We start from the raw sequence: 17792 nt of genomic DNA on the forward strand, positions 1-17792 counted from the left end.
GGATTGGATGAGCATCGGTCAGTTTCCCCATGTACGGCTGCGGCGTAACCGGCACGACCGGTTCACCCGGCGGCTGGTATCCGAAAATACGCTTTCGACCGATAACCTGATCTGGCCCGTTTTCGTGACCGAGGGCACGGACTCGATTACCGACGTGGCCTCCATGCCCGGCGTGCGGCGCGTCAGTCTCGACCGGCTGGCGGCGCATGTGGAACCGGCCGCCCGGCTCGATATTCCCGCCATCGCCCTGTTCCCCATAACCCCCACCGAACTACGTGATGAAAGTGGCACGGAAGCCACCAATCCCGACAACCTCATGTGCCGCGCGGCCCGCCTGCTGAAAACGGAATTTCCTGAAATCGGCCTGATCGGTGACGTCGCCCTCGACCCCTATACCAGCCATGGCCATGACGGGCTGATCGAGGATGATTACGTGATCAATGACCCGTCCGTCGATATTCTGGTCACGCAGGCCGTGAACCAGGCGGCGGCGGGAATCGACATCATCGCGCCATCCGACATGATGGACGGGCGCGTGCGCGCCATCCGCACGGCACTCGACACCGATGGCCTGACCAACACCCGCATCATGTCCTACGCCGCCAAATACGCCAGCGCCTTCTACGGTCCGTTCCGTGACGCGCTGGGATCGGGCGGCTTGCTGAAGGGCGACAAGAAAACCTACCAGATGGACCCCGCCAACAGCGACGAGGCCCTGCGCGAGGTCGCCCTTGACCTGCAGGAAGGGGCCGACATGGTCATGGTCAAGCCCGGCATGCCGTATCTCGATGTAATCCAGCGCGTGCGGCAGACATTCTCGGTCCCGACCTTCGCCTATCAGGTCTCGGGGGAATACGCGATGCTCATGGCCGCCATCCAGAATGGCTGGCTGGACCGGGAGCGCGCCATCATGGAAAGCCTCATGTCCTTCCGCCGCGCGGGCGCCAATGGCGTGCTGACCTATTTCGCCCCCGAGGCGGCGCGCCTGCTACGCGCGTGATCCGGTCCTGAACCCGCGCGAAAGCATGCGGTCATGGCCGGATAGTTGATGCCTGCAACAGGAAGAATATGGTATTCATTGGATACGGGCGGCCCATATCTTCCTGTTCGCGGGCCGCCGCTTCCCGTTTCCGGCTGGTGAGAGCGCATGACATATACATCGCCACGGCATCCGCAGCTATTCTATACCACCGCGCCCATGCCCTGCCCCTACCTGCCGGGGCATATGGAACGCAAGGTCGTGACCGAAATCGGTGGCCTGGAAGCCGCGTCGTTCCACAACCGCCTCTCACGCGCGGGGTTCCGCCGCAGCCACACCATTGCCTATGCCCCGGTCTGCGCCAACTGCACGGCCTGCACGCCCATCCGCCTGCCGGTGGAGCGATTCAGCCCCAGCCGCACGCAGCAGCGCGTCTGGCGCCGCAATGCCGGGCTGCATGGCTTTCCCGTCCCCCCGCGCGCCACGCCGGAACAGTTCAGGCTGTTCAGCGCCTACCAGCACACCCGCCATGATGGCGGCGACATGGCCTCCATGACCTTTCCCGGTTACCGGGCGATGATCGAGGATACGCCGGTCGAAACCTTCATGATCGAGTTCCGCGACGATAACGGCAGCCTTGCCTGCGTCGCGCTGGTGGACCAGCTTGATGACGGGCTTTCCGCCGTTTACGATTTCTATGACCCGACATTGCAGCGCCAGTCTCTGGGCACGTTCGCCGTCATGCATCTGGTCGAATATACACGCTCGCTGGGCCTGCCCTATCTGTACCTGGGCTACTGGATCAGTGAAAGCCGGAAGATGGCCTACAAGGCGCGTTTCCGCCCCGCCCAGATCATGACACGCGGTGTGTGGCATGACCTGGATCTGACGGAGTACGGCAGGAATCAGGCCCGCCAGAGCGCTTTTCTACCCGATGGACTGTTCCCCGCGCCGCAGTAACCCCTAGCCGCGTGGCTTGCGGGTTGCCCATGTCGGGGCTGTCCTGCCCATATCGGCGCGTTTTCCCATATAGTCGCGCAGATCGGCAAAGGCGCGGTTACGTGCCGGGTCGGGCCACGCCACGCCGTCCGCCGCGGTAAAGACCACCGCGTCACGCAGGCCGCCTTCCTTGTATTTCTGCAAGATCACGCCAAGGCCACGCCCCATTTCGGGCAACTGGTTCAGGGGGAAGACCAGCATGCGCCGGTTCTGGCCGATGACAAGCACATGGTCACCCACCGCCGGATGGCAGATCAGCGCGCTTTCCGCTTCCTTCAGGTTGAGCACCTGCTTGCCGGTGCGCTTTTCCGCCGTCATGGCCGTTTCCGCCACGACCATGCCCCGCCCGCTGGTCGAGGCCAGCAGGCGCTTGCGGGTGTCATCGACCGGGAACATCGTAATGATGTCCTCATCGTTCGACAGGTCGATCATGAGCCGCAGCGGCTGGCCATCGCCCCGCCCACGCGGCAGATCCCCCACACGCAGCGTAAAGGCCCGGCCATCGGTCGCGAACACGCACAGCCGGTCATTGCTGTAACATTCGACCGACAGGCCCGGCGCATCCCCTTCCTTGAACTTCACATTCTGCAAATCCTGCCCGTGGCCACGCACGGTGCGGATCCAGCCCTTTTCCGACAGGATCACCGTTACCGGATCACGTTCGACCGGCAGGGCGGCCTCCACGTCGATTTCGACGGGCGCATCCGCCAGCATGCTGCGGCGCCTGCCCAACGCGCCGCCACCGAATGTTTTCTGGATATCCTTGATCTCGGACGCAATGCGTTTCCACCGCAGCCCTTCCTGATCCAGCAATCCCTGCAACGCCTGCTTTTCCGCGCTCAGCGCCGCATGTTCCTTGCGAATCTCCATTTCCTCCAGCCTTCGCAGACTGCGAAGCCGCATGTTCAGCACCGAATCGGCCTGGAGTTCCGTCAGGCTGAACGCGGCCATAAGGGCGGCCTTGGCATCGTCCTCCTCGCGGACAATGCGGATCACCTCGTCAAGGTTGAGGTAGACGGCAAGGAAACCCTCAAGAATTTCCAGCCGCCGGTTCACCGCCACCAGCCGGTTGGCGCTGCGGCGCACCAGTACCTCATGGCGGTGATCGAGCCATGCCTGCAGCACGTCCTTCAGGCCACGCACACCGGGCACCTGATCGGCCCCCAGCACGTTCATGTTCAGGCCGAAGCGGCTTTCAAACTGGGTGGCGCGGAACAGGGTTTCCATCAGCACCGCAGGCTCGATCCCGCGCGATTTCGGTTCAAGCACCAGCCGGATGTCGGTGGTGCTTTCATCGCGTATATCGGCCAGAAGCGGCAGTTTCTTCTGTTCCATGAGATCGGCCACCTGCTCGATCAGGCGGGATTTCTGCACCTGATACGGGATCTCGGTCACCACGATCTGCCAGGTGCCAAAACGGCCCTGCTCGACCTCCCATTTCGAACGGATGCGAAAGGAACCGCGCCCCGTCTCATAGGCGCGGGCTATGGCGTCGCCATCTTCCACGATACTGCCGCCGGTGGGAAAGTCCGGCCCCGGCATATGCTGGAGCAGTTCCGCCGTGGTGGTGGACGGTTTGCGGATCAGGGCCAGCGCGGCCGAACAGATTTCGCCCACGTTATGGGGAGGGATGCTCGTCGCCATGCCCACGGCAATGCCCGCGGCCCCATTGGCCAGCAGGTTGGGAAACGCGGCGGGCAGCACGACCGGCTCCTGTTCCTCACCATCATAGGTGGGGCGGAAATCAACGCTGTCCTCGTCAATGCCCTCAAGCAGGGCCTTGGCGACGGTTGTCAGGCGGGATTCGGTGTACCGCATGGCCGCCGCGTTATCGCCATCGATCGAACCGAAATTCCCCTGCCCCTCGACCAGCGGGTAGCGCACGGCAAAATCCTGCGCCAGCCGCACCAGCGCCTCATATACGGAGGCATCGCCATGGGGATGGTATTTACCGATCACGTCGCCCACCACGCGGGCGCATTTCTTGAACCCGGCGGAAGGGTCAAGCTTGAGCTGCTGCATCGCGTATATCATGCGCCGGTGCACGGGCTTCAGCCCGTCACGCACATCGGGCAGCGAGCGCGACATGATGGTTGACATGGCATAGGCCAGATAGCGTTCGCTCAGCGCGTCGGCCAGCTTGGTGTCTTCAATATGTCCGGCTGATGTATCCACAGGCATGCGATCTTCCTCCCGCAGGTGAACAGATAGCGAAACTTTGGGCTTTGTCCAATGGTTGTCTTGCTGGGTATTTCACCAGATCGCCCGAGGCAGGCTTTTCCTCAGCCAGACGATGGGGGCGCCGTCTCCGCCGCCCCGTCCGGCGGGGCCATATCGGCCAGACGCGCGATCCTGTCCGCCAGCCTGACGCGTGCTTCGGGCAGGGGCCGGTGGCGCTGGCCGAATGCGTCACGTCGCAGGAAGTGACCGGACAGGCACAGCCCATCATACCAGTCCTTCGGCGTGCCGGTCTGCCCGGGATGGAGTACGAAAGCAGGCAGCGGAAGCAGGCGCGCGCGCCATTCCCCCGCCCGCGCATCCGACACGGCGCGCCCGGTGCGCGGGGAAACCCAGGCCAGGTCATCCTGCCCGCCCCCCAGGGCACACCGGCCCAGATCCAGCCCGAAGCCCAGTTCGGACAATAGCAGGAGTTCCCAGCGCACGATCTCGGGCATGGCGGCGTCAAGCGCCCATTGCGGGTCAAGGCTGATCCGCGCCAGCAGGCTGGTCAGTCCCTGAAATATGGCGGGATGCGGTTCGCGCTCGGGCAGGCTGCCATCGGCCAGGGCGCACAGGGACGCCAGCATGGCCAGCGGCAGGGGATGGTCGAGCAGCCGCGCGCCCGAGGCGTGGACCGTCTCGGCCGTCATGCCGCCAAGCTGTTCCGACAGCCGCGCGGTCCAGCGCGCCCGCACCAGATTGCCCGTCTGCCACACCGCACGCCCCCGGCGCGAGGAGCCGCCACGCGCCAGCCCGTGATAGAGCCCGTACTCACCCGTGAGCACATGCACGATCGCGCTGCCTTCCCCATATGGGGTGGCGGAAAGCACAAGGGCGGGTGCCTCCCATTCCATCAGGAAGCACCCGCCCTTGCGGAAAACCCGGAAACCGGCAACAGGATCAGTTGCCGGCCGCCTTCGCCACCTCGGCGGCAAAGTCGTTTTCTTCCTTCTCGATGCCTTCACCAAGCTGGAAGCGATCAAAGCCGGTCAGCTTCGCGCCCGCCTTCTTCACGATCGCACGCACGCGGCTTTCGCCGTCATGCACCCAGACCTGTTCCAGCAGCACGACTTCTTCATAGAACTTGCGGATACGGCCATCGACCATCTTCTCGATGATGGCTTCCGGCTTGCCCGAAGCACGCGCCTGCTCCACCAGCACCGCGCGCTCACGCTCAAGCGCCTGCGGGTCGACACTGTCCACATCCAGCGCGGCCGGACGGGTCGCGGCCACATGCATGCCGATCTGGCGGCCCAGCGTTTCCAGCGCATCGCTGGCGGTCGGGGCCTCGACGGCGGCCAGAACGCCAATCTTGCCCAGGCCGGGGCTGACGGCGGAATGCACGTAGGTCGCGACCACGCCCGAGGGCACGCTCAGCACGCGCGCACGGCGGATAGACATGTTCTCGCCAATGGTGGCGATCAGGTGCGTGAGTTCATCGGCAACGGTGCGGCCGCTTTTCAGCACGGCGGCCTTCAGCTTTTCCAGATCGTCGCCAACGTTCAGGGCCGCATGGGCCACTTCGGAAACGAAGTTCTGGAAATGCTCGTTACGGGCCACGAAGTCGGTCTCGGCATTGACTTCGACCATGGCGGCCTTGTTGTCAGCCTGTGCGACGCCAACCAGACCTTCCGCCGTGACGCGACCGGACTTCTTGGCCGCGGCCGAAAGGCCCTTCTTGCGCAGCCAGTCGATCGCGCCTTCAATGTTGCCCTCGGCTTCCTTGAGGGCCTTCTTGCAGTCCATCATGCCCGCGCCGGTCTTCTCGCGAAGTTCCTTGACGAGAGCTGCGGTAATTTCCGCCATTATCCTGATACTCCTCACGACAGGCGCACGCCCCGCCGGCTGGCAGGGCGTGTCCTTGCTGTGTCAGTCGCACGGCAGCGCGGGGCGCTGCGGTGCAGGGTGTTATTCCGCGCTTGCGGCGGCTTCCGTCACGGCTGTTTCCACCGCCGGGTCGATGGGCAGTTCCTCGGCCGCGCCGAAGTCCTCACCCGATGCGCCCAGCTCGGCGGAGATGCCGTCGAGCACGGCGGACGAAACCAGTTCGCAATACAGGGCAATGGCGCGGATCGCGTCATCATTGCCCGGGATCGGGAAGGTCACGCCACGCGGGTCGGAGTTGCTGTCCAGCACCGCCACGACCGGGATACCCAGCTTGTTGGCTTCCTCGACCGCCAGCTTTTCCTTGTTCGTGTCGATCACGAACAGGATGTCCGGCAGGCCGCCCATTTCCTTGATCCCGCCGAGCGAACGCTCCAGCTTCTCACGGTCGCGGGTGATGTCCAGGACTTCCTTCTTGGTCAGGCCCTGGGTGCCGTTTTCCAGCATTTCGTCAATGCCGCGCAGGCGCTTGATCGACCCGGTGATGGTCTTCCAGTTGGTCAGCATGCCGCCGAGCCAGCGATGGTTGACGTAATACTGGCCACAACGCTTGGCGGCTTCCGCCACCTGGTCGGCCGCCGCGCGCTTGGTGCCGACGAACAGCACGCGCCCGCCACCGGCCACGGTGTCACGGATCGCCTTGAGCGCACGGTCCAGCATGGGAACGGTCTGCTGCAGGTCGATGATGTGGACCTGGTTGCGCACACCGAACAGGAACGGCGCCATGCGCGGGTTCCAGCGACGGGTGTGATGACCGAAATGCACGCCCGCTTCGAGGAGCTGGCGCATGGTGAATTCTGGCATTGCCATATCGGCTTCAATCCTTTGTCTGGTTCATCCTCCGTGAAGCACGCCCGTTTCCGGACACCAGAGGTATTGGCTTCACGTGCGAATTGGCCCCACGCGCGGGGCCGTGGCGGGATATGGCTGTTTTTGGCGCGGATTGCAAGCGCCGTAATGAAGGGGGCGCGATCGTGATGCAACTTTCCCGCGCATGCCCGGTTGGCCTGCCGGGGAAGGTACTCCGGAAAACACGCTATCGCCGGGGTGCTGACCATCCCCCTGCCCTCAACGGATAAAGGACTGAGCTACAATGACAATCACGAAATACGGCACGGCGCACTGGTCTGGTGGACTGAAGGATGGCAAGGGCGAGGTCTCGACACAGAGCGGCGCGCTCGAGCAACAGCCCTACGGCTTCAACACCCGTTTTGAAGGCCGCCCCGGCACCAACCCCGAAGAACTGCTGGGCGCCGCCCATGCCGCCTGTTTCGTCATGGCGCTGTCCGGTATTCTGGGCGGGGCGGGGCTTACCGCCACATCGATGGAAGCCAAATCGGCGGTCGTGCTGGAAAAGCAGGGCGAGAGCTTCGCCATCACCAGCGCCCACCTGACACTGGACGCCGAAATTCCCAGCGCGACCGAAGAACAGTTCAATGAACTGGCGCAGAAGGCGAAGGCCGGTTGCCCGGTCTCGAAGCTGTTCAACGCCACGATCACGCTGGAAGCCCGGCTCCGGACCTGAATGAACGGACGGGACGGGGTGCTACAGGCTCCCCACCTGCCCCCGATGACGTAGCAGGTGATCGGCCAGCACGCAGGCCATCATCGCTTCCCCCACCGGCACGGCCCGGATGCCCACGCACGGGTCATGCCGCCCCTTGGTCATCACATCGACATTCTCCCCCGCCCGCGTGACGGAGGGAACCGGGGTCAGGATCGAACTGGTCGGCTTGACCGCGAAGCGCGCCACGACCGGCTGCCCCGTTGAAATCCCCCCCAGCACGCCACCCGCATGGTTGGACTCAAAACGGAGCGTGCCGTTTTCCATGCGCATCGGGTCGGCGTTTTCTTCCCCCGTCAGGCTGGCGGCGGCGAAGCCTTCACCAATTTCCACGCCCTTGACCGCGTTGATGCTCATCAGCGCCATGGCCAGATCGGAATCGAGCTTGCCATAAACCGGCGCGCCCAGACCGGCGGGCACGCCTTCGGCCACGATCTCGATCACCGCGCCGATGGAGGATCCTTTTTTACGGATATCGGCCAGATACTCTTCCCATACCGGCAGGATCTCCGCATCGGGACAGAAAAGCGCGTTGGTGCCGGCCAGATCCCAGTCCAGCCGGGCGCGGTCTATGGCGTGCGGGCCAACCTGCACCATCGCGCCGCGAATGCGCACGCCATCGCCCAGCACCCTGCGCGCCACGGCGCCCGCCGCCACGCGCATGGCCGTCTCGCGCGCCGAGGAACGCCCGCCGCCACGATAGTCGCGGATGCCGTATTTCATGTCATAGGCGACATCGGCGTGACCGGGCCGGTAGCGGGTGGCGATATCGCCATAATCGCGCGAACGCTGGTCGGTATTATGGATAAGCAGGGAGATGGGGGTGCCGGTTGTCCGCCCCTCGAACACACCGGACAGGATCTCGACCCGGTCGGCTTCCTGCCGCTGCGTGGTGAACTGGGACTGTCCGGGCCTGCGGCGGTCCAGCCAGGGCTGGATGTCCGCCGCGTCGAGTGCGATGCGCGGCGGGCAGCCGTCGATCACGCAGCCAATGGCCGGGCCATGGCTTTCCCCCCACGTGGTGACGCGGAACAGGTGGCCGAAGGTGTTATACGACATGAAGGCAGGCTTCCCGCGCTCAGTTACCCGCGACCGTGATGTCCGGCGCGGTGGGGTTTTTCATGCCGACGATATGGTAGCCGGAATCGACGTGATGGATTTCGCCCGTCACCCCGCCCGACAGGTCGGACAGCATGTACAGCCCGGCGCCGCCCACCTCTTCCAGCGAGACATTGCGCTCCAGCGGGGAGTTGTACTGGTTCCATTTCAGGATATAGCGGAAATCACCAATCCCGTTGGCCGCCAGCGTCATGACCGGACCGGCCGAGATGCCATTGACGCGGATGCCCTCCCCGCCAAGATCAACGGCCATATAGCGCACCGACGCCTCCAGCGCCGCCTTGGCCACGCCCATGACGTTGTAATGCGGCATGACCCGCTCCGCGCCAAGATAGGTCAGGGTCAGCAGCGAACCGCCGGGATTCATGATGCTGGCGGCGCGGCGGGCGACGGCGGTGAAGGAATAGCAGGAAATATCCAGCGCCTTCAGGAACGCCTCACGCGGGGTATCGACATAGCGCCCGCGCAGGAACTGCTTGTCGGCCCAGCCGATGGCGTGGACGAGGAAGTCGATCTTGCCCCATTCCTTTTCAACGGCGGCGAAGGTCGCGTCGATGGCGGCGTCATCGCTCACGTCACAGGGCAGCACCAGTGTCGATCCCACCGATTGCGCCAGCGGGCGCACGCGCTTGCCCAGCGCCTCGCCCTGATAGGTGAAGGCGAGCTCACCCCCCTGTTCGGCCACGGCGCGCGCGATGCCCCACGCGATCGAGCGGTCATTCGCAACCCCCATGACAAGTCCCCGCTTCCCTTTCATCAGTGTTCCGTTGGCGGAGATTGTGGGCGCGCCGTCTGACATGCTGGTTTCCTCAATAAGTTTAAGTGACGAATGAAATTTTGGCCTCGTGGTTGCACAAGCCGCCGTTTCGGACAAGATGCCGATTACCGTAATTGTAGCGAATATTCGCCACGCGGTAACTTACCTTATGTTTCCATATGTTTCGTATGGCGGCTCCGACGGGCTTCCGCGCGGCCGGTTACGAGACAGACAGCCATGCGGAACCTGACGTTCATGACCCTTCCCCTTATCAACCCCGATGCGGACCCGTTCGACCTGTTCGATGCATGGATGCGTGATGCGAGCGCACATGAACCCAACGACCCGAACGCCATGGCGCTGGCCACGGCCACAGCGGATGGCAGGCCCTCGGTCCGGATGATCCTGCTCAAGGGGGCGGACCGGCGCGGCTTCGTGTTCTACACCAACCTGAACAGCCGCAAGGCCGATGACCTCAGGGCCAACCCCCATGCGGCGCTGCTGTTCCACTGGAAGAGCATCCGCCGCCAGATCCGGATAGAAGGCCCGGTCGAACCCGTCACCACGGCCGAGGCCGATGCCTATTTCGCCAGCCGCAGCCGCATATCGCGCCTTGGCGCCATTGCCTCCAACCAGTCCCACCCGATGCCGGACCGCGCCGTGTTCGAAAAGGCGATCGCGGATCTGGAGGCCCGTTACCCCGACCCCGACGCCTTCATCCCGCGCCCCGCCAACTGGACCGGCTTTCGTGTCGTGCCGCAGCATTTCGAATTCTGGCACGACCGGCCCTATCGCCTGCATGACCGGGTGGTGTGGGACCGGCGGGGCGAAAGCTGGGACGCGCAGCGGCTTTATCCGTAAATCCAGAACTTAACGCGGCCTGATCCGTTTTCGAAAACCAGGGGCTGGCTGTCCACCGGCCCCGATGGACGAAAGATGGAGGTGTCCTGATGTGCGTGCGGAGCATATTGCTGCCACTTGGTAGTACGAACCACGCGGAAAGCGCGCTGGACGTGGGTGGTCAGATCGCACGCATGTTCGATGCGCATCTCACTGTCCTGCATGTAGGTACCGACATGCAGGAAATCGGCCCCCTGATGGGAGAAGGCCTGTCGGGCGCGATGATGGAGGACATGATCAGCGCGGCGCTGAAGGAAAGCGCCACCCACCTCAAGGACGTGCGCAGGCTGTTCCATGATTTCACCCGTGATGCGCATATTCCCGTCCTGACAGGCGACGCTCCGCTCGCGCCCCCCGACGCGCCGCGTGGCCCGACCGCCAGCTTCCTGGCCCATAAGGGGCATACCCGCAGCGTCGTGGCCTTTCAGGCGCGGCTTTCGGATATAGTGGTCGTGCGGCAACCGGATCCGGAAGGCGATGTCGCCTCCTCCGACACACTGCACGCGGTGCTGTTTGAAAGTGGTCGCGGCGTCATCATCGTACCGCCCGACGCGCCCGCCAGCCTCGGGCGGCGCATCTGCATCGGCTGGAACGGCACGTCCGAGGCGGCGTCCGCCATCCATCACGCCATGCCGCTGATCCGCCGCGCTGAAGCCGTCCAGATCCTGTACAGCCCCGCCTATCAGCGCCCCGGCCCGAATGCCCGGCATGTGGGGGCCTATCTGGCATTGCACGGCGTCGACGCCACTATTCACAAATTTGGGAGTGATTACCGCCCGGTGGGTGAGGACATGATGGCCGCGGCCCATGATTTCGGGGCCGATATGGTGGTGATGGGCGCTTATTCCCACTCCCGCCTGCGGCAGATGATCCTGGGCGGGGTGACACGGCATGTGCTGGAAAACAGTGATCTTGCCGTGCTCATGAGCCGCTGACCCGTCCCGCTCCGCCCGTTGCGCGCGCCGTGTAGGGTACATGCCCGCAATATGCGGATAAAAGTGTATGAATGTGGCACCATCCCTTGATTTTACGCCCGGTGGGGATTAGGTGTGCGGGGAAAGAACGCCGTAACCTAGTGTAAAATCCGGTGTGGGGAAGATTATGCGCATCAACGCGGATATTGTGGCTGAACTGAAGCAGGCGGGCGAGAACGCATCCGAAGTGCTTCGTGTCGCCCTGACGCGGCTGCGCGGGCGTATCGCGCTTGTATCCTCCTTCGGGGCGGAATCCGCCGTCATGCTGGCGCTGGCGGCGGAAATCGACCCCGCCGTGCCTGTCCTGTTCCTTGAAACGGGCCAGCATTTCCCCGAAACGCTGGCTTACCGGCAGGAACTGGCCCGCGTGCTGGGCCTGAGCGATGTGCGCGACCTGCACCCCGCACCCCGCCAGATCGAAAAACGCGACCCGGAGGGCCAGCTCTGGGCCTTCGACCCCGATGCCTGCTGCGCGCTGCGCAAGGTCGAACCGCTGGATGAGGCGATCATTCCCTTCGATGCCTGGATCACGGGGCGCAAGCGCTCGCAGGCCGCGACACGGCAGAACCTGCCCGTCGTCGAGGAAGCCGGCCAGGGGAAGATCAAGATCAACCCCCTCATCACCTGGACCCCGCGCGCGCTCGATGCGGAAATGACGCGCCGCAACCTGCCACGCCACCCGTTGACACTGCGGGGGTACCCCTCCATCGGGTGTGCGCCGTGCACCCGCCCGGTGGGCGAAGGCGAGGATCCGCGCCAGGGACGCTGGGCCGGACAATCCAAGACGGAATGTGGTATCCATGTTCGCGAGATAGGCTGAAACCGGTTTCACCTCTTTCATCGGCCCGGGCCGGGCCAAGTGTTTTTCCTGTTTTCTTTCCTGTTATGGAAGGTCTGTAATTCCATGGACGATCTCGACCAACTTGAGGCCCAGAGTATCTTCATCCTGCGTGAAGCCTACCGGAAGCTGAAGCCGCTGGCGATGCTGTGGTCGCTGGGCAAGGATTCCAATGTCATGATCTGGCTGGCGCGCAAGGCCTTCCTTGGCCGCGTCCCCTTCCCGGTCATGCATGTGGATACCGGCAAGAAATTCCCGGAAATGTACAAATTCCGCGATGAATATACCAAGAAATGGGATCTTGAGCTGCTGCTGGGCGACTGCCCGCCGGTTGAGGACATCGACCCCACCCTGCCGCCCGCCGCACGTTCCGCCGCGCGCAAGACCGCGGGCCTTGCCGCGATGATCGACAAATACAAGCTGGCGGGCGTGATCGCCGGGATCCGCCGCGACGAACAGGCCACCCGTGCGAAGGAACGCGTGTTCAGCCCCCGCGGCTCGGGCCACAAATGGGACGTGCGCAACCAGCCCCCCGAATTCTGGGACCAGTACGCCACCCCGCACGAAGCCGGGATGCATGTGCGTGTCCACCCGCTGCTTTCATGGCGCGAGATCGACATCTGGCGTTATATCGAGCGTGAGAACATCCCGCTGGTCGACCTGTATTTCGCCAAGGACGGCAAGCGGTACCGCTCGCTGGGGGATCAGGACATCACCAGCCCGGTCGAGAGCAACGCCGTAACGGTGGCGGAAGTGATCGCGGAGTTGGAAACATCCCGCACGTCCGAGCGCGCCGGTCGCGCCATGGACCATGAATCCGAGGATGCATTCGAACGCCTGCGCGTGGCCGGCTATCTCTGAGCGGACAGGACGGAGTTACAATACAATGAGTACAACGATCCCTGCCCCGCAGGAAGCCGCCACCCCCATCGTGATCGTGGGCCATGTCGATCACGGCAAGTCCACGCTGATCGGACGCCTGCTGTATGATACGGACAGCCTGCCCGAGGGGCGTGTCGCGCAGATTATCGAATCCAGCAAGAAGCGCGGCCTGACGATTGAATGGAGCTTCCTGCTCGACAGCCTCCAGATCGAACGTGATCAGGGCGTAACCGTTGATTCCACCCGCATTCCCTTCCGTCTGGGCGACCGGCAGTTCGTGATCGTGGACGCGCCGGGCCACCGGCAGTTCCTGCGCAACATGATCACCGGCGCGGCCGATGCCGAAGCCGCCGTTCTGGTCATTGACGCCAATGAAGGCGCGCAGGAGCAGACCCGCCGCCACGCCATGCTGCTGCGCCTGATCGGTATCCGCCACGTGATCGTGCTGATGAACAAGGTCGATATCCTCGACTACGACCAGCACAAGATCGAGACCGCCGAGCGCGAGGTGACCGAACTGCTGCGCCAGCTTGAAATCGAGCCGACCGTGTTCGTGCCCGCTTCCGCGCGTGAGGGTGACAACATCGCCAGCCGTTCGGACAAGATGGCATGGTACAAGGGCCCGACCCTGACCGAGGCGCTGGCCCAGGTACCCGCGCCCTCTTCGCGCGCGGACCTGCCGCTGCGCCTGCCGGTGCAGGATGTCTACCGCTTCGACACCAAGCGCGTGGTGGTGGGACGCATCGAGCGTGGCCGCATCCGCGTGGGCGACGAAGTGGTGGTTGGCACACATGGTGCGCGCGCACGCATCGCCACGATCGAAAGCTGGCACACAGCGCCGCAGGTCGCCGCCATTGCCGGGCAGTCCGTGGCCGTGACGCTGGAGCCGGACGTGATTCCCGATCGCGGGGATTTCCTGTTCCCGGCATCCGACGCGCCGCTGCGGGCCGCACGTATCCGCACGCGCCTGTTCTGGCTGCGCCAGGAACCGCTGCGCGTGGGTGAAAGCTTCAGGCTGCGCCTCGCCACGGCGGAACACCAGGTGACGGTCGCCGCCATCGACTCCGTTGTCCGGCTGGAAGACCTGACCGAACACCCCGCCGAGGAAGTGCCGCCCGAAGGCTTTGCCGAAATTACGCTGGCAGTCTCCGAGACCATGCTGTTCGACCCCTTCCTGCCCGGCACGGCGGATGGTCGCGGCGTGCTGGTTGACCGCAACCAGCAGATCGTGGGCGGCGCGCCGCTGGTCGGCGTGGCCGAAAGTGTCGCGGGCCGCAACGCCATCCACCCCACGGGCAGCACCGTTTCGCTGTGGGACCGCGCGCAGGCCCGGGGGCACCGTGGCGGCGTGTTCTGGATGACCGGCCTGCCGGGTGCTGGCAAGAGCACGCTGGCCCGCGCGGCGGAAAACCGCCTGTTTGCCCGTGGCGTCGATGTGTCGGTGCTGGATGGGGATACATTGCGCGCCGGGCTGTGTTCGGACCTTGGCTTTTCGGATGCGGACCGGCGTGAAAACGTCCGCCGCGCCGCGGCCGTGGCCCGGATCCTGGCGGAAAGCGGTCAGGTCGTGATCGTGGCGCTGATCTCACCCACCATCGCGGACCGTGAACTGGCCCGCCAGATCGTGGGGGACGGTTTTTACGAAATCTTCATCGACACCCCGCAGGCCACATGCGAACAGCGTGACCCCAAGGGGCTGTACGCGGCGGCGCGCGCGGGCAAGATTGCCGGTTTCACCGGCATCGACGCCCCGTACGAAGCCCCTGCCACCCCAGCCCTGCGGCTGGAGACGGCGCAGCGCGGCAGCGATGAAACCGCGACCCAGCTTGCGACCTTCATCGGGGATGCGATCCGCATCGACGGTGCGGCGGGGCGCGCGCGCTCCTGATCATGCGGGCCCGCCCCAGCCATGGGGCGGGCCACATGAAACCAGCGCCGGGTTGCGGGATGGACACCGGACACGCGGGTGCGGGCGGTGTATAGACCAGTCGCGGCAGAACAAGCCTGCCGCCTGAATAGGAAACGGTTCAGAAGTGGATGTCAGGAACAACCGCCGGGATTTGACCGGTACAAGCGTCATCACGGCCAACCGCCTGCTTGATGGCCGCATCGTCTGGCTGACCGGAACGGGATGGTCGGAAACGGTCAGCCATGCCCGCATCATTGATAACGCGGATGTGGAGGCGACCATAAAGCAGATCCGCGCCACACCCGATGCGCGGCGGGTCATCGGCATTTACGGCGTGCAGCTTGACCCCACGGCGGCTGGCGTCACCCCCCTGACAGTGCGCGAGCGCATCCGTGCCTTCGGGCCGAGCGTCCACCCTGAATTCGCTCCCGTGGAGACATCCGATGTCCACTAACACAGCGACCCTGCCGGTTGGACGGTATGCCTATGACCAGATTGACCGTACCTTCCTTTCCCAGCGCGTGGCCCAGTTCCGTGAGCAGGTGAACCGCCGCATCGCCGGGCACCTGACCGAAGACGAATTCAAGCCGCTGCGCCTCATGAACGGGCTGTACCTCCAGTTGCATGCCTACATGCTGCGCGTGGCCATTCCCTACGGCATGCTCGGCGCGGACCAGATGCGCGCGCTGGCGCATATCGCACGCACCTATGACCGTGATTACGGCCATTTCACCACGCGGCAGAACATGCAGTTCAACTGGATCCGGCTTGAGGACACGCCCGACATCCTTGAACGCCTGGCCGATGTGGACATGCACGCCATACAGACCAGCGGCAACTGCATCCGCAATGTCACCTGCGATGAATTCGCCGGGGCCGCCGCCGATGAACTGCTCGATCCGCGCATCCATGCCGAAATCCTGCGCCAGTGGTCCACGCTGCACCCGGAATTCGCGTTCCTGCCGCGCAAGTTCAAGATTGCGATCAGCGGCAGCCCGCAGGATCGCGTGGCCGCGCGTTTCCATGATATCGGGCTTGTCGCCCGGCCCGGTCCGCAGGGTCGGCCGGTATTTGACGTGTTCGTGGGCGGCGGGCTTGGCCGCACGCCCATCATCGGCGTGCTGCTGCGCGACAACCTGCCCGAGGAAGACCTTGTCGCCTACCTTGAGGCCATCGTGCGCGTCTATAACGCCTATGGCCGACGGGACAATATGTACAAGGCCCGCATCAAGATCCTTGTGCAGGCGCTCGGGGTCGAGACATTCCGTGAGAAGGTGGATGCCGAATTCGCGCTCATGAACCGGGCCGATTATCGGCTGGAACCCGATATCGTCGCGGGGATCCGCGCCCGGTTCGGGATTCCCGCCCTTGATGCCCCGGCCGATGCGGCGGACACGCTGGCGGCCGGGCGCAAGGCGGATCCGGCATTCGACCGCTGGGTACGCACCAACACCCACCCCCACCGGCATCCGGGCTTTACCAGCGTGGTGATTTCCATCAAGCCCGACGGCGGCATCCCCGGTGATGTCACGGCGGACCAGATGGATGTGATCGCGGACCTGGCCGATGGCTGGTCGTTTGGCGAAATCCGCGTCACCCACATGCAGAACGTGGTGCTGGGCCATGTGCGCAAGGACCGGCTGCACGAACTGTGGCGCAGGCTGGTCGCCGCCGGTCTGGGCACGCCCAATATCGGGCTGGTGGGCGACATCATCGCCTGCCCCGGTCTGGATTACTGCTCGCTGGCCAATGCGCGCTCCATTCCCATCGCGCAGAAACTGAGCGCACGCTTTGCCAGTCCTGAACTGCAGGAACGTATTGGCAGGCTGCACATCAACATCTCGGGCTGCATCAATGCCTGCGGGCATCACCATGCGGGCCATATCGGCATTCTGGGCGTGGACAAGCGGGGGGAGGAATTCTTCCAGCTCACGCTTGGCGGATCGGCTGGCAATGACGTGGCCATCGGGCAGATCATCGGCCCGGCCCTGCCGGAAGATGAAACGGTTGACGCCATCGCCCGGCTGATCGACGCCTATCTGGTGCTGCGGACCGAAGGCGAACAGTTTATCGACACATACCGGCGCCTCGGCGCCGCCAGCTTCAAGGATGCCGTCTATGCCTCTGCTTGAGAATGGCCGCATTACGGAAGATCGCTGGACGGAAGCCGTGGAGGGCGCGCCACTGCCCGATGGCGCGGTGATCGTCCCCCTTGAACGGCTTGAGGAAGGGCTGGCCCGCACGGGTCAGGCCCCGCTGGGCGTCGCCATTGGGCCGGATGTGGATGTGCGCCAGCTCCATCATGTCCTGCCCCGGCTGGAACTGGTGGCGGTAACGTTCACCACGTTCCGCGATGGCCGGGCCTTTACGCAGGCGCGTGCGCTGCGTGAGCATCTGTCCTTCACCGGGGAAATCCGCGCAACCGGCAAGCCCCTGCCCGACCAGTACGAGTTCATGCTGCGCTGTGGCATGACCACCGTGAAAACCGAACGGGCGGAAGATGTGTCGGTATGGCAGCAGGCGCATGAACGCTTTTCCATCGCCTACCAGCCTTCCATCCTGCATGAACGCAGGCAGGGCCTGGGCCTGCGCCGCTTTCTGGGCTGAAGGCCCCGCATCTCCCATCCCTTGCGCATGGCATGCCGCCCGGAACGCCCCGCCCCTGTGGCCCATGCGGGGGCGGGCGGGGTGGCAGGGAATGCATATCCTTTTCCGCCACCATGAGGCGTGTTACCGCAAGGTGATGCGCAACCCTGTTTTCCCGCCG

General features: G+C 64.4%; 17 protein-coding genes. 11 read left to right on the top strand and 6 right to left on the bottom strand.

Annotation, left to right across the window (positions count from 1 at the left end):
• Nucleotides 1–7: 7 nt before the first annotated feature.
• Together hemB and LDL28_RS03275 are read left to right on the top strand one after the other, a co-directional pair.
• Nucleotides 8–1000, top strand: coding sequence for a porphobilinogen synthase (hemB, locus tag LDL28_RS03270; RefSeq protein WP_233057196.1), 993 nt, complete (start codon nucleotides 8–10; stop codon nucleotides 998–1000).
• A gap of 147 nt (nucleotides 1001–1147) precedes the next feature.
• Nucleotides 1148–1939: an arginyltransferase gene (locus LDL28_RS03275; RefSeq protein ID WP_233057197.1), complete on the top strand. Its 792-nt coding sequence runs from the start codon at nucleotides 1148–1150 to the stop codon at nucleotides 1937–1939.
• Nucleotides 1940–1942: 3 nt separating this feature from the next.
• Here LDL28_RS03275 and parC read toward each other — a convergent pair whose 3' ends face one another.
• The 4 genes from parC to rpsB form a co-directional block, all read right to left on the bottom strand.
• On the bottom strand, nucleotides 1943–4159 hold the full coding sequence (parC, locus tag LDL28_RS03280; RefSeq protein ID WP_233057198.1) for a DNA topoisomerase IV subunit A: 2217 nt from the start codon (nucleotides 4157–4159) through the stop codon (nucleotides 1943–1945).
• Between the two features lie 101 nt (nucleotides 4160–4260).
• The gene (gene recO, locus LDL28_RS03285) at nucleotides 4261–5052 is read right to left on the bottom strand and encodes a DNA repair protein RecO (RefSeq protein WP_233057199.1); all 792 of its coding nucleotides are present in this window, start codon (nucleotides 5050–5052) and stop codon (nucleotides 4261–4263) included.
• 46 nt (nucleotides 5053–5098) lie between these two features.
• Nucleotides 5099–6004, bottom strand: coding sequence for a translation elongation factor Ts (tsf, locus tag LDL28_RS03290; protein ID WP_233057200.1), 906 nt, complete (start codon nucleotides 6002–6004; stop codon nucleotides 5099–5101).
• 102 nt (nucleotides 6005–6106) lie between these two features.
• Nucleotides 6107–6892 (bottom strand): 30S ribosomal protein S2, encoded by a 786-nt coding sequence (gene rpsB, locus LDL28_RS03295; RefSeq protein ID WP_034959472.1) that lies wholly within the window; start codon nucleotides 6890–6892, stop codon nucleotides 6107–6109.
• 283 nt (nucleotides 6893–7175) lie between these two features.
• Here rpsB and LDL28_RS03300 point away from each other — a divergent pair, with 283 nt between their 5' ends.
• The gene (locus tag LDL28_RS03300; RefSeq protein WP_233057201.1) at nucleotides 7176–7607 is read left to right on the top strand and encodes an OsmC family protein; all 432 of its coding nucleotides are present in this window, start codon (nucleotides 7176–7178) and stop codon (nucleotides 7605–7607) included.
• A 21-nt stretch (nucleotides 7608–7628) separates the two neighbouring features.
• Here LDL28_RS03300 and aroC read toward each other — a convergent pair whose 3' ends face one another.
• Both aroC and fabI read right to left on the bottom strand, forming a co-directional pair.
• Nucleotides 7629–8705, bottom strand: a complete 1077-nt coding sequence (gene aroC, locus LDL28_RS03305; protein WP_233057202.1) for a chorismate synthase — start codon at nucleotides 8703–8705, stop codon at nucleotides 7629–7631.
• Nucleotides 8706–8724: 19 nt separating this feature from the next.
• Complete coding sequence (gene fabI / locus LDL28_RS03310) at nucleotides 8725–9564, bottom strand: enoyl-ACP reductase FabI (RefSeq protein ID WP_233057203.1); 840 nt, start codon at nucleotides 9562–9564, stop codon at nucleotides 8725–8727.
• A 213-nt stretch (nucleotides 9565–9777) separates the two neighbouring features.
• Here fabI and pdxH point away from each other — a divergent pair, with 213 nt between their 5' ends.
• The 8 genes from pdxH to LDL28_RS03350 all read left to right on the top strand — a co-directional run bounded on the left by pdxH (nucleotide 9778) and on the right by LDL28_RS03350 (nucleotide 17632).
• Nucleotides 9778–10383 (top strand): pyridoxamine 5'-phosphate oxidase, encoded by a 606-nt coding sequence (pdxH, locus tag LDL28_RS03315; protein ID WP_233057204.1) that lies wholly within the window; start codon nucleotides 9778–9780, stop codon nucleotides 10381–10383.
• A gap of 89 nt (nucleotides 10384–10472) precedes the next feature.
• Nucleotides 10473–11357 (top strand): universal stress protein, encoded by an 885-nt coding sequence (locus LDL28_RS03320; RefSeq protein ID WP_233057205.1) that lies wholly within the window; start codon nucleotides 10473–10475, stop codon nucleotides 11355–11357.
• Nucleotides 11358–11523: 166 nt separating this feature from the next.
• The gene (locus tag LDL28_RS03325) at nucleotides 11524–12216 is read left to right on the top strand and encodes a phosphoadenylyl-sulfate reductase (protein ID WP_233057206.1); all 693 of its coding nucleotides are present in this window, start codon (nucleotides 11524–11526) and stop codon (nucleotides 12214–12216) included.
• Between the two features lie 84 nt (nucleotides 12217–12300).
• Nucleotides 12301–13095: a sulfate adenylyltransferase subunit CysD gene (cysD, locus tag LDL28_RS03330; RefSeq protein WP_025813855.1), complete on the top strand. Its 795-nt coding sequence runs from the start codon at nucleotides 12301–12303 to the stop codon at nucleotides 13093–13095.
• Nucleotides 13096–13120: 25 nt separating this feature from the next.
• A complete protein-coding gene (gene cysC / locus LDL28_RS03335) occupies nucleotides 13121–15004 on the top strand; it encodes an adenylyl-sulfate kinase (RefSeq protein WP_233057207.1) in 1884 nt (627 codons plus the stop codon).
• A gap of 145 nt (nucleotides 15005–15149) precedes the next feature.
• The gene (locus LDL28_RS03340; protein WP_233057208.1) at nucleotides 15150–15479 is read left to right on the top strand and encodes a DUF2849 domain-containing protein; all 330 of its coding nucleotides are present in this window, start codon (nucleotides 15150–15152) and stop codon (nucleotides 15477–15479) included.
• A complete protein-coding gene (locus LDL28_RS03345) occupies nucleotides 15469–17157 on the top strand; it encodes a nitrite/sulfite reductase (protein ID WP_233057209.1) in 1689 nt (562 codons plus the stop codon). The genes LDL28_RS03340 and LDL28_RS03345 overlap by 11 nt, the downstream gene beginning before the upstream one ends.
• Entirely contained in the window at nucleotides 17144–17632 is a 489-nt protein-coding gene (locus LDL28_RS03350) for a DUF934 domain-containing protein (protein ID WP_233057210.1), read from the top strand. The genes LDL28_RS03345 and LDL28_RS03350 overlap by 14 nt, the downstream gene beginning before the upstream one ends.
• The last annotated feature ends 160 nt before the right edge of the window (nucleotides 17633–17792 follow it).

The sequence above is a fragment of the Komagataeibacter sp. FNDCR2 genome (genome assembly GCF_021295395.1).
GTDB lineage: Bacteria > Pseudomonadota > Alphaproteobacteria > Acetobacterales > Acetobacteraceae > Komagataeibacter.

Coding starts and splice junctions, on each gene's coding strand:
- hemB (WP_233057196.1), top strand. CDS start 8: ATGAGCATCGGTCAGTTTCCCCATGTACGGCTGCGGCGTAACCGGCAC.
- LDL28_RS03275 (WP_233057197.1), top strand. CDS start 1,148: ATGACATATACATCGCCACGGCATCCGCAGCTATTCTATACCACCGCG.
- parC (WP_233057198.1), bottom strand. CDS start 4,159: ATGCCTGTGGATACATCAGCCGGACATATTGAAGACACCAAGCTGGCC.
- recO (WP_233057199.1), bottom strand. CDS start 5,052: ATGGAATGGGAGGCACCCGCCCTTGTGCTTTCCGCCACCCCATATGGG.
- tsf (WP_233057200.1), bottom strand. CDS start 6,004: ATGGCGGAAATTACCGCAGCTCTCGTCAAGGAACTTCGCGAGAAGACC.
- rpsB (WP_034959472.1), bottom strand. CDS start 6,892: ATGGCAATGCCAGAATTCACCATGCGCCAGCTCCTCGAAGCGGGCGTG.
- LDL28_RS03300 (WP_233057201.1), top strand. CDS start 7,176: ATGACAATCACGAAATACGGCACGGCGCACTGGTCTGGTGGACTGAAG.
- aroC (WP_233057202.1), bottom strand. CDS start 8,705: ATGTCGTATAACACCTTCGGCCACCTGTTCCGCGTCACCACGTGGGGG.
- fabI (WP_233057203.1), bottom strand. CDS start 9,564: ATGTCAGACGGCGCGCCCACAATCTCCGCCAACGGAACACTGATGAAA.
- pdxH (WP_233057204.1), top strand. CDS start 9,778: ATGACCCTTCCCCTTATCAACCCCGATGCGGACCCGTTCGACCTGTTC.
- LDL28_RS03320 (WP_233057205.1), top strand. CDS start 10,473: ATGTGCGTGCGGAGCATATTGCTGCCACTTGGTAGTACGAACCACGCG.
- LDL28_RS03325 (WP_233057206.1), top strand. CDS start 11,524: ATGCGCATCAACGCGGATATTGTGGCTGAACTGAAGCAGGCGGGCGAG.
- cysD (WP_025813855.1), top strand. CDS start 12,301: ATGGACGATCTCGACCAACTTGAGGCCCAGAGTATCTTCATCCTGCGT.
- cysC (WP_233057207.1), top strand. CDS start 13,121: ATGAGTACAACGATCCCTGCCCCGCAGGAAGCCGCCACCCCCATCGTG.
- LDL28_RS03345 (WP_233057209.1), top strand. CDS start 15,469: ATGTCCACTAACACAGCGACCCTGCCGGTTGGACGGTATGCCTATGAC.
- LDL28_RS03350 (WP_233057210.1), top strand. CDS start 17,144: ATGCCTCTGCTTGAGAATGGCCGCATTACGGAAGATCGCTGGACGGAA.